The sequence below is a fragment of the Enterobacter sp. ZOR0014 genome (genome assembly GCF_000798855.1).
In the GTDB taxonomy this organism is placed as follows: domain Bacteria; phylum Pseudomonadota; class Gammaproteobacteria; order Enterobacterales; family Enterobacteriaceae; genus Enterobacter; species Enterobacter kobei.
The window spans coordinates 1-11,118 of the sequence record NZ_JTLF01000369.1 but is presented as its reverse complement, the minus strand read 5'-3'; the positions used below and the strand labels follow the sequence as shown (position 1 = coordinate 11,118).

Here is an 11,118-nt window from a genome sequence, read left to right as displayed (position 1 = left end):
GGTGGCGGCTTCGCCTTACCGGGCCTACGATTGCGGGTGCGGCCTGATGCCCTCACCCCAACCCTCTCCTACGGGGAGCGGGAGAACTACATTCCCTGCCCCACTTTCAGCACCGCCGCGATATTTCTGGCGGTCATCTGTACATTCGCGCTGGCATTTTCCAGCGCATCTTCCAGCGAGCAGATGGTGTAAATCACGCTAAACACCGCATCAATGCCGTGATCGTGTACCACGCCAACATCCGCCGTCAGACTGCCCGCAATCCCGATAACGGGTTTGTTAAAGCGTTTCGCGACCTTCGCTACCCCCACCGGGACTTTGCCGTGGATCGTCTGGCTGTCGATGCGGCCTTCGCCGGTGATAACCAAATCTGCATCGGCCACCTGGTCGGCCAGGTGTAGCGCATCGGTTACAATCTCAATGCCCTGGCGCAACTGCGCGCCGCAAAAAGCGTACAGCGCCGCGCCCATGCCCCCCGCCGCACCACCGCCAGCAAGGTTTAGCACATCCATATCCAGATCCCGGGCAATAATCCGCGCATAATGAGCAAGCGCATTGTCCAGGGTGATGATCATCTCAGGCGTGGCCCCCTTTTGCGGGCCAAATACGGCTGACGCGCCATCCTTTCCAACCAGAGGATTGGTCACGTCGCAGGCGACCTCAATCCGGCACTCGGCCAGACGCGTGTCCAGGCCGCTCAGGTCGATACGCGCGAGTTTTCCCAGCTCGCCTCCGCCCTGCCCCAGCGGCTGTTCACTGGCGTCGAGCAGCTTCGCACCCAGCGCCTGCATCATCCCGGCCCCGCCGTCATTGGTGGCGCTGCCGCCGATACCGATGATGATATGCTTAACGCCCGCATCCAGCGCGTGACGGATAAGTTCACCTGTGCCCCAGGAGGTCGTTTTCAGGGGATCGCGCTGCGAAGGCGCAACCAGTTCCAGACCGCTTGCCGCCGCCATTTCAATAAAGGCGCTCTGTTCGTCACCCGAAATCCCGTAAAATCCTTCCACCCGCTCGCCGAGGGGACCGGTCACCGGGACATGTACCCTTCGCCCCTGCGTTGCCGCGATCATCGCCTCAACGGTGCCTTCTCCTCCATCCGCGACCGGCAGTTTGACGTAAACCGCCTCGGGAAAGATCTCGCGAAAACCGCGCTCTATCGCTGTCGCAACCTCAAGCGCACTCAAACTTTCCTTATACGAGTCCGGTGCGATAACAATTTTCATAAGCCATCCTTACGCATAGTCGTTACGTTAAGCATACACCACGTAAAGAACCGCCAATGGGAGCGGTCCCAGTGCGTTTATCGTACCATGCACGGACGTTTATTGTCGAATGTCCAGTCGGGGATCAGATACTGCATCGCCATCGCGTCGTCCCGCGCGCCCAGACCGTGTTTCTGATAAAGCTCGTGCGCTTTCATCACCTGGTCCATATCGAGCTCAATGCCCAATCCCGGCGTTGAAGGCACCTGCACCATGCCACCTTTTATCTCAAACGGCGCTTTGGTCAGACGCTGATTCCCCTCCTGCCAGATCCAGTGGGTGTCGATAGCGGTAATGGTGCCCGGTGCGGCGGCGGCAACGTGGGTGAACATTGCCAGCGACACGTCGAAGTGGTTATTAGAATGCGATCCCCAGGTCAGGCCAAACTCATGGCACATCTGCGCCACGCGGACCGAGCCCTGCATCGTCCAAAAGTGCGGGTCAGCCAGCGGAATATCGACGGATTGTAATGACAGGGTATGCCCCATCTGACGCCAGTCGGTGGCAATCATATTGGTCGCGGTCGGCAGCCCCGTGGCGCGACGGAATTCTGCCATCACTTCGCGGCCCGAGAAACCTTGCTCGGCCCCGCAGGGATCCTCGGCATACGCCAGCACACCTTTGAGCTGTTTACCTATTTTGATCGCTTCATCAAGCGACCATGCACCGTTTGGATCAAGCGTCACGCGCGCCTGTGGGAAGCGTTTTGCCAGCGCGGAAATGGCCTCTGCCTCTTCTTCACCTGCCAGCACGCCGCCTTTCAGTTTGAAATCATTGAAGCCATATTTTTCGTATGCCGCTTCCGCCAGCCTCACCACCGCATCCGGGGTCATCGCCTCTTCATGGCGCAGCCGGTACCAGTCGCATGCTTCCTTCGTCTGGCTTTGGTACGGCAGCGGCGTCAGTGTGCGATTGCCGACAAAGAACAGATAGCCAAGCATTTCTACTTCTGAACGCTGCTGCCCCTCACCCAGCAGCGAGGCGACGTTAACGCCCAGGTGCTGGCCCAGCAAGTCCAGCATTGCGGCTTCAATCCCGGTCACCACGTGGATGGTGGTTCGCAGATCGAAGGTTTGCAGCCCCCTGCCACCCGCATCGCGGTCGGCAAAGGTGTTGCGCACGGTGTTGAGGACATTTTTGTACTCACCCAGCGTTTTGCCCACCACTAGCGGAATGGCATCCTCCAGCGTTTTACGGATCTTCTCCCCGCCCGGAATTTCACCCACACCGGTATGGCCAGCATTGTCTTTGATAATGACAATATTGCGGGTAAAGAACGGTGCATGTGCCCCGCTCAGGTTCATCAGCATGCTGTCATGACCCGCGACCGGAATGATTTGCATGGAAGTGACGACAGGGGTCGTAAAAGTACTCATCGTGTAATCCTTTTATCAGTGACGTCCAAAAACAGGGCGCTTACGGTCAAATGTCCAGCCGGGAATAAGGTATTGCATCGGGCCTGCGTCATTACGCGCACCGCCCGGTAGCTTTTTATACGCCTCGTGGGCTTTATGAAGCTGATCCCAGTCAAGCTCCACGCCCAGGCCCGGCGCATCGGGTACAGCAATCTTGCCATTTTTGATTTCCAGCGGATTTTTCGTCAGGCGGGCTTCGCCTTCCTGCCAAATCCAGTGGGTGTCGATAGCGGTCGGATTTCCCGGTGCCGCGGCGCCAACGTGGGTGAACATCGCCAGCGAAATGTCGAAGTGATTGTTGGAGTGGCAGCCCCAGGTCAGTCCCCAGTCATCGCACAGCTGCGCCACACGCACCGCGCCGGAGAGCGTCCAGAAGTGCGGGTCCGCCAGCGGAATATCGACGGCGTTCAGCATCACCGCATGCCCCATTTCGCGCCAGTTAGTGGCAATCATATTGGTGGCGACCGGTAAGCCGGTGGCACGGCGGAATTCGGCCATGACTTCACGGCCAGAGAAGCCCTGCTCCGCGCCACACGGGTCTTCTGCGTAGGTCAGCACGTCTCCCAGACCTTTGCACAGGCTGATGGCTTCCTCCAGCAGCCAGGCGCCGTTAGGGTCAACGGTGATACGCGCCTCCGGGAAACGTTTTTTCAACGCCCGGGCGGTTTCAATCTCCTGCTCACCGGGCAGCACGCCACCCTTGAGCTTGAAATCTTTGAAGCCGTAGCGATCCTGAGCCGCCTCGGCCAGGCGGACCACCGCGTCGCGGGTAAGGGCTTGCTGGTGGCGCAGCTGATACCAGTCGTGGTTACCCGGTGATTGCGCCAGATAGGCGAGATCGGTTTTCGTGCGATCGCCCACGTAGAACAGATAGCCCAGCACGGTGACCGCATCACGCTGTTTGCCCGGCCCCAGCAGCTCGCAGACCGGGACATTCAGCGCCTTACCCAGTAAATCAAGCAGGGCGGCCTCCAGCGCGGCCACCGCGTTGACGCGCAGCTCAAACGTCCAGGCTCCTTTACCGAAGGTATCAAAATCTGCCGACTGATTGCCCTTATGCACCCGTTGAACCACCTTGTTCAGGCGGGCAACCTCCTGGCCCACCACCTGCGGAATGGCATCGACCAGGGTCTGGTAGATCACCTCCCCGCCAGGCGCCTCACCCACGCCAGTATTTCCTGCGCTATCAGTCAACACCACGATATTGCGGGTAAACCACGCATTGTGCGCGCCGCCAATATTGAGCAGCATGCTGTCCTGCCCGGCCACGGGAATAACGTTCATTTCAGTCACGATGGGGCTTGATTGCGTTGTCATCAGCCACGCTCCACTACGGGTTTGAGTTCAATACGTTTGATATCCCCCACCAGCACCAGGTAACTCAGGACTGCCACCAGCGCATGCACGCCGACGTAGATCAGTGCACCGTTGAATGAGCCCGTCGTACCAACGATGTAGCCAATCGCGATTGGCGTAACAATCCCGGAAATGTTGCCAAACATGTTGAAAAGACCGCCGCTCAGGCCGCTGATCTCTTTTGGCGCGGTATCCGCCATCACCGCCCAGCCCAGTGCGCCAATGCCTTTGCCGAAGAAGGCCATCGCCATAAAGCCGATAACCATCCACTCGGCGCTGACGTAGTTGCAGAACACCATAGTCATGGAGAGCAGCATGCCGAGCACAATCGGCGTTTTACGCGCGATGTTCAGCGATCCGGTTCGGCGCATCAGCCAGTCGGATATCACCCCGCCGAGCACGCCACCGATAAAGCCGCAGATCGCCGGGACCGAAGCAACAAATCCCGCTTTCAGGATCGACATCCCTCGCGCCTGCACCAGATACACCGGGAACCAGGTGATGAAAAAGTAGGTTAGCGCGTTGATACAGTACTGGCCCAGATAGATGCCGATCATCATCCGCGTACCGACAAGCTGTTTGATCTGCGCCCATTTCTGGCTGAACGGGACTTTTACTTTCCCGGACTTCTGATCCATGTTGATCAGCGCACCACCTTCCGCAATGTACTCCAGCTCTTTCTTGTTTACGCCAGGATGCTGATTCGGTTCGTGGATCACTTTCAGCCAGACGAAGCTAATGATGATCCCTAGCCCGCCCATAAAGAAGAAGACGTGCGACCAGCCCACTTCGTGCGTCAGCCAGCCCATAATGGGCGCGAAGATCACCGTGGCGAAATATTGGGCGGAGTTAAAAATCGCCACCGCCGTTCCCCTCTCCTGCGCCGGGAACCAGGCCGCGACAATACGACTGTTCCCCGGGAAGGAAGGCGCTTCTGCCAGACCTACCAGGAAGCGCAGCGTAAAGAGCGCGACGATAATGCCAAAACCGTTGAAAACATCGACAAAGCCCTGCAATAGGGTAAATGCAGACCAGATAAAGATGGACCAGAAATAGACACGTTTAGAGCCAAAACGGTCCAGAAGCCAGCCGCCTGGAATTTGCCCGATGACGTAGGCCCATGAGAATGCGGAGAAAACGTAACCCATGCCCACCGGATCAAGGCCGATATCTTTTGCCATTTCAGAGCCGGCAATCGACAGCGTGGCGCGGTCACCATAGTTAAAGGATGTGACGATAAACAGCATCACCACTATCCAGTAGCGGGCATTCGTGCGCTTCTCAGCGCTGCTCGCTGCGTGGCTTAATGTACTCATTGTTGCACTCCTGAAACATAGCTTTCGCCTGGTTCATTCTGTACAGCACCGGTAGGGTAATCAGAATGAGATGTGTTTTGTCGTTTTGGTACGGCCTGAAGCCGTTTTATAAGTGACCGGAAAAGTATATGAAGGAGTGACACGTTCTCTCACCGTGCAAAAACACAGTATTAAAGGGTGTGCGAGCGGTTGTTTATGGCATAAGCCCAGGCAAGTGGAAGGTGGTTCACGGAATTGAGGTTTGGTGCGGAGTGTATTGCCGGGTGGCGGCTTCGCCTGACCCGGCCTGGAAAACTATTTGAGGAGCGTAGCCCACTGCTCGACCCACGGGTTCGATTCGCTTTCCGGTTCAGGATGCTCACCGGCATCAATCAGCAGCATCTCGCCGACGCGCTGGGCGCTCTGTTCCTGCAGGAGCGCATCAAACTGCTTGCCGCCGCCGCAGAAGTTTGCGTAAGAGCTATCGCCCAGGGCAATGATGCCGTAGTGAACGTCCGGCTGATAGCCAAGCTGGTCTTTAATGCCCTGGAAAAGTGGCACGATGCTGTCCGGCAGATCGCCCTGCCCGGTAGTGGACGTCACCACCAGAATGTATTTATCTTTGTACTTTTCCCAGTCTGCCAGTTCCGGGTCTTCATAGACCGTGGCTTTATGGCCCTGGCTTGCCAGAATTGCCTCAGCCTCTTCCGCTACCAGCAGTGAGTTGCCGTACATAGTGCCGACAAAAATGCCTACTTCAGCCATGATATTTTTCCCTATGAATGCGTTTACTGTTCATCCTGAACGTTGCCAGATACAAACTCAACCCTTTCATTTTCGGGGAGTTGCCCCAGCCAGCCAAACTGTGACAGCGCCTGCATCCAGACATCGTCCAGCCCTGCACGGATATTCAGCGGTTCGCCGGTAAACGGGTGGGTCAGGCTAAGCTCGCTGGCGTGTAACATCAGTCTGTTACAGCCAAAATGCTCGGCCGCGCTGCGATTCTGGCGCAGATCGCCGTGCTTGCTGTCGCCAATAATCGGGTGGCGCAGGTGCGCAAGATGGCGTCGCAGCTGGTGTTTACGCCCGGTTTTGGGCAAAAGCTCAACCAGGCTGTAGCGCGTAGTGGGGAATTTGCTGGTTGCCACCGGCATTTCCGTGGTCGCCATGCCGCGATAATCCGTCACGGCAGGCTGCGGGCCTTTGTCATCGCGGGCAAATTTATCGGCGATTTTATCCAGCTCCTCTACCAACGGATAGTCGAGCGTGGCGGCGTCCGTCAGCCAGCCGCGCACGATCGCGTGGTAGCGTTTCTGGATCTGGTGCTGTTCGAACTGCTGAGACAGCAGACGTCCCGCCTCGCTGGAAAGCCCCATCAGCAGCACGCCGGAGGTCGGTCTGTCGAGACGATGGGCGGTAAAAACATGCTGACCAATCTGGTCGCGTACGGTCTGCATCACGACCACTTTCTCGTCGCGATCCAGCCAGCTGCGGTGCACCAGCCAGCCAGACGGTTTATTCACCGCCACCAGCCACTCGTCCTGATAGAGGATCTCAAGCGTCATGCATCTTCACCGGCAAACAGGGCATCCAGTTTTTCCAGCTCAACCAGCATGACCGCGCGCGCAGGGTGCGTCGCCTCAAGGGCCATTTCATAATAGGGAGAGACCGCAAACGCCTGCGGCAGCGGATGACCGCCTTCCAGCAGCGCGTGCATGCGCGGAATTAACACCCACTGGAGCCACTCGAACGGAGCCAGGGTATCCAGACAAAATGGCTGGGTGCTGGCGAACGCTTCCGGCTGCGGCGCGGTCTCTTGCCACAGCTGATGTTGGCGCAAAAGGGCTTCGATGGCGTGCAACTGAGCACGAATGCTATCGTGTTGCGTCATGGTAACCTCAACTGAAAAAGTGAACGGCGCGCAGCATAGCATTGCGGGAGGCAGAAATAAAAAAAGGGAGCACTGTAAAAACAGTGCTCCCGGTTCGTTCCGCAGCATTCCAGCTACAATTCGTGCTCCCTGCTCATCCGTGACAACTTTTCCTGATGCCCGAAGGGCTGGTCATCCGTCTACCTTTCGCATCCTGCACACATCTTCCTGACGTGCTTGTTTCATCCTGAAACGTCCTGGCCTTCCTGACCCACCGACCGTCCTGTTCGGCTCTCGTTCTCCTTCCTGGAGGTGTCCCTTACGCGTCCTGCGTTATCCCTTTGCTTCATCCTGAAGCCTTCCTGCAGCGTCATCCTGACGTGTCCTGAGTAAGAAACGCCATCATCCTGATGTTCGTTTCTCGTGTCGGCGTCCTGTCGACAGAGATAGAATCCGCTATTCCGCTTCGTCTTACAACCCACCAGGGGAGCGTTGTAAGACGTAAGAAAGCCCTATAAAAGCTGCGATAAACAGCTAATCCATTGAAAAACAGCGTGATATTAATCTTAATTAAATGAGGTAATACTGAATGTTCCAGCGATCTCTCACAAACCTTGTAAGAGATCTCTCACACGCGCTGTAGCATTATGGATTACAGAAGAGGCTCAAGTCGGGTAAGGAAATCCGCAAGTGAAGGGGCGAGGGTCTCGCGATTGCGGGTGCCGATGGTCTCTTTAATCACTTCGCCAGACAGGTTACAGACGGAAATCACATCCAGGTCACTGTCGAGCGTAGCAATAAAGAGCGTCGGAGAAAGCTTAAGGCGTTTTTGCGTGACCAGATGACCAATCAGGTTTTCCTGAACACGCTGCAGATCGTCTTCGCTCCAGGTCTGCAACAGCGTCAGCGTCAAATCACCCAAGCGAGCGGGCATATCCCCTGCAAATTGCGTGACGTAAAACGCGTGAACCGCTGGTTGTACCACAATGTCCATAGCCCGTTCAACCGCATTTACATTTTGCCCGGCGGTACTCGGCTTCGGCTGCCAGATAACATAATCATCCTGAGAAGAGATAATGCACGGTGACGGTACGCCATATAATTCAGCACTTTGCGGCCACGTTCCATGCTTTTCATGCCACGCATCGCAATAGCGGGTCGTGAAGGTAGTAAGGGCATTTGCAGTTTCGATGTCCACCGATTTCTCTCTTCTTGTAAGACAGGATAAACTCAGCCCATAAGTGTACCTGTAAAGTGGCTATGAAACATGTCTTACGAAAATCATCAGGCGTTAACCGGCTTAACGCTGGGTAAATCGACCGATTACCGCGATACCTACGATGCAAGCCTGCTGCAGGGTGTTCCGCGCAGCCTGAACCGCGATCCTCTGGGATTGCACGCGGACGCGCTGCCGTTCGTGGGCGGCGATATCTGGACGCTGTATGAAATCTCCTGGCTCAACGCGCGCGGCCTGCCGCAGGTGGCGGTCGGACACGTTGAGCTGGATTACGCCAGCCAGAATCTGGTGGAATCCAAGAGCTTTAAGCTCTATCTCAACAGTTTCAACCAGACCAAATTTAATCACTGGGATGAGGTTCAGCAGACGCTGGAACGCGATTTAACCGCCTGTGCTCAGGGTCAGGTCAGCGTTTCGCTGTACCGCCTGCACGAACTGGAAGGGCAGCCGATCGCCCACTTCAACGGAACCTGCATTGACGATCAGGATATCGAGGTGGAGAATTATGAATTCAGCGCCGATTACCTCGAAAACGCGGCGAGCGGCAAGGTGGTTGAAGAGACGCTGGTCAGCCATCTGCTGAAGTCCAACTGTCTGATTACCCACCAGCCGGACTGGGGTTCGGTACAGATCCAGTATCGCGGCCCGAAAATCGATCGCGAAAAGCTGCTGCGCTATCTGGTGTCGTTCCGCCATCACAACGAATTCCACGAGCAGTGCGTGGAGCGAATCTTTAGTGATATCCAGCGTTTCTGCCAGCCAGAGAAGTTGAGCGTTTACGCGCGCTATACCCGACGTGGTGGGCTGGACATTAACCCGTGGCGCACCAACACTGATTTTGTGCCAGCGACGGGTCGCCTGGTACGTCAATAATATAAATTTTTTCACAATATGCGGGCGGTATTCCGCCCGAAGTGTTGTGAAACCTCACACGCCAGGGCTATTGTAATCAAAGGGAATGACGATAATCGTCCCATAAGGAGCTCACTTGATTACACATATTAGCCCGCTTGGCTCAATGGATATGTTGTCGCAGCTGGAAGTGGACATGCTTAAACGCACGGCCAGCAGCGATTTGTATCAATTGTTTCGTAACTGTTCACTTGCCGTACTGAACTCCGGAAGCCTGACAGATAACAGTAAAGAACTGCTGTCCCGCTTCGAAAGCTTTGATATCAACGTGCTGCGCCGCGAGCGCGGCGTGAAACTGGAAGTGATCAACCCGCCAGAAGAGGCCTTTGTTGACGGGCGTATCATTCGTTCCCTTCAGGCCAACCTGTTTGCCGTACTGCGTGACATCCTGTTTGTTAACGGGCAGATCCACAACGCAGGCCGTTTCCAGCATCTCGATCTGGAAAGCTCGGTCCATATTACCAACCTGGTATTCTCTATTCTGCGCAACGCACGTGCCCTGCACGTTGGCGAAGCCCCGAACATGGTGGTCTGCTGGGGCGGTCACTCGATTAACGAAACCGAATATCTCTATGCCCGCCGGGTAGGAACGCAGCTTGGCCTGCGTGAGCTGAATATCTGTACCGGCTGTGGTCCTGGGGCAATGGAAGCGCCAATGAAAGGTGCCGCGGTGGGTCATGCGCAGCAGCGTTACAAAGAGGGTCGATTTATCGGCATGACCGAGCCGTCAATCATTGCCGCTGAGCCGCCTAACCCACTGGTGAACGAGCTGATTATCATGCCGGATATCGAGAAACGCCTGGAGGCGTTTGTCCGTATCGCGCACGGTATTATCATCTTCCCGGGCGGCGTGGGCACGGCGGAAGAGCTGCTCTATCTGCTGGGTATTCTGATGAACCCGGCCAACAAAGATCAGGTTCTGCCGCTGATCCTGACCGGGCCAAAAGAGAGCGCAGACTACTTCCGCGTGCTGGACGAGTTTATCGTGCATACGCTGGGAGAAACCGCGCGTCGTCACTACCGCATCATCATCGATGACGCGGCGGAAGTGGCGCGTCAGATGAAAAAAGCGATGCCGCTGGTGAAAGAGAATCGTCGTGATACCGGCGATGCTTACAGCTTCAACTGGTCAATTCGTATTGCGCCCGATCTGCAGATCCCGTTTGAGCCTACCCATGAAAATATGGCGAACCTCAAACTCTACCCGGACCAGCCGGTGGAAGTGCTGGCTGCCGATCTGCGTCGCGCCTTCTCCGGGATTGTCGCGGGGAACGTGAAAGAGATGGGCATTCGCGCGATTGAGCAGTATGGTCCGTACAAGATCCACGGTGACCCGGAGATGATGCGTCGCATGGATGACATGCTTCAGGGCTTTGTGGCCCAGCACCGTATGAAGTTGCCGGGCTCAGCCTATATTCCGTGCTACGAAATCTGCACGTAACGGTTGGTCTGTTGTCGTTAAAGCCGGGACGCCCTGTTGTGCTTCCCGGCTTTTTTATTACCGAATCAATTCATAGATATCACTTATGTCTTTAACAAACTCGCCGCAAACGCAAACGATTACCTCGCATTAGCAACCGCAAATTATCAGCCTTAATCTAAATTACCCGCCAGAAAATCCTAAAAAGCCATTTCTTTACAGCAAAAGACACCTATCTCGCGGGCCGCCCTTTTAGCTTACATGTCGTTGGTGATAGCCTGCGCGCGCGTAAATTCTCTTTGATGTTTTTTTAACAGATAAATGGTCTAAAGATGCCCACTTCATAAG

10 protein-coding genes are annotated in these 11,118 nt (G+C 55.9%); 2 read left to right on the top strand and 8 right to left on the bottom strand.

Annotated features, from left to right (window positions below; all coding sequences use genetic code 11):
* Positions 1-86: 86 nt before the first annotated feature.
* The 8 genes from L977_RS21055 to syd all read right to left on the bottom strand — a co-directional run bounded on the left by L977_RS21055 (position 87) and on the right by syd (position 8,399).
* Positions 87-1,226 (bottom strand): glycerate kinase, encoded by a 1,140-nt coding sequence (locus L977_RS21055; RefSeq protein WP_014885051.1) that lies wholly within the window; start codon positions 1,224-1,226, stop codon positions 87-89.
* A gap of 77 nt (positions 1,227-1,303) precedes the next feature.
* Complete coding sequence (gene gudD, locus L977_RS21050) at positions 1,304-2,641, bottom strand: glucarate dehydratase (protein WP_023331201.1); 1,338 nt, start codon at positions 2,639-2,641, stop codon at positions 1,304-1,306.
* Positions 2,642-2,656: 15 nt separating this feature from the next.
* On the bottom strand, positions 2,657-3,997 hold the full coding sequence (locus tag L977_RS21045; RefSeq protein ID WP_047626870.1) for an enolase C-terminal domain-like protein: 1,341 nt from the start codon (positions 3,995-3,997) through the stop codon (positions 2,657-2,659).
* A complete protein-coding gene (locus L977_RS21040) occupies positions 3,997-5,352 on the bottom strand; it encodes an MFS transporter (RefSeq protein ID WP_023331203.1) in 1,356 nt (451 codons plus the stop codon). Before L977_RS21040 ends, L977_RS21045 begins: the two co-directional genes overlap by 1 nt.
* 294 nt (positions 5,353-5,646) lie before the next feature.
* Positions 5,647-6,096, bottom strand: coding sequence for a flavodoxin (locus L977_RS21035; RefSeq protein WP_023337703.1), 450 nt, complete (start codon positions 6,094-6,096; stop codon positions 5,647-5,649).
* Positions 6,097-6,119: 23 nt separating this feature from the next.
* Positions 6,120-6,896: a tRNA pseudouridine(65) synthase TruC gene (gene truC / locus L977_RS21030; RefSeq protein WP_023331205.1), complete on the bottom strand. Its 777-nt coding sequence runs from the start codon at positions 6,894-6,896 to the stop codon at positions 6,120-6,122.
* Entirely contained in the window at positions 6,893-7,222 is a 330-nt protein-coding gene (locus L977_RS21025; RefSeq protein ID WP_014885057.1) for a YqcC family protein, read from the bottom strand. Before L977_RS21025 ends, truC begins: the two co-directional genes overlap by 4 nt.
* 631 nt (positions 7,223-7,853) lie before the next feature.
* Complete coding sequence (syd, locus tag L977_RS21020) at positions 7,854-8,399, bottom strand: SecY-interacting protein (RefSeq protein ID WP_047343432.1); 546 nt, start codon at positions 8,397-8,399, stop codon at positions 7,854-7,856.
* A 69-nt stretch (positions 8,400-8,468) separates the two neighbouring features.
* Between syd and queF the strand changes: the two genes are divergently transcribed.
* Both queF and ppnN read left to right on the top strand, forming a co-directional pair.
* On the top strand, positions 8,469-9,311 hold the full coding sequence (gene queF / locus L977_RS21015) for an NADPH-dependent 7-cyano-7-deazaguanine reductase QueF (RefSeq protein WP_014885059.1): 843 nt from the start codon (positions 8,469-8,471) through the stop codon (positions 9,309-9,311).
* Between the two features lie 115 nt (positions 9,312-9,426).
* Positions 9,427-10,791: a nucleotide 5'-monophosphate nucleosidase PpnN gene (ppnN, locus tag L977_RS21010; protein ID WP_047626869.1), complete on the top strand. Its 1,365-nt coding sequence runs from the start codon at positions 9,427-9,429 to the stop codon at positions 10,789-10,791.
* The last annotated feature ends 327 nt before the right edge of the window (positions 10,792-11,118 follow it).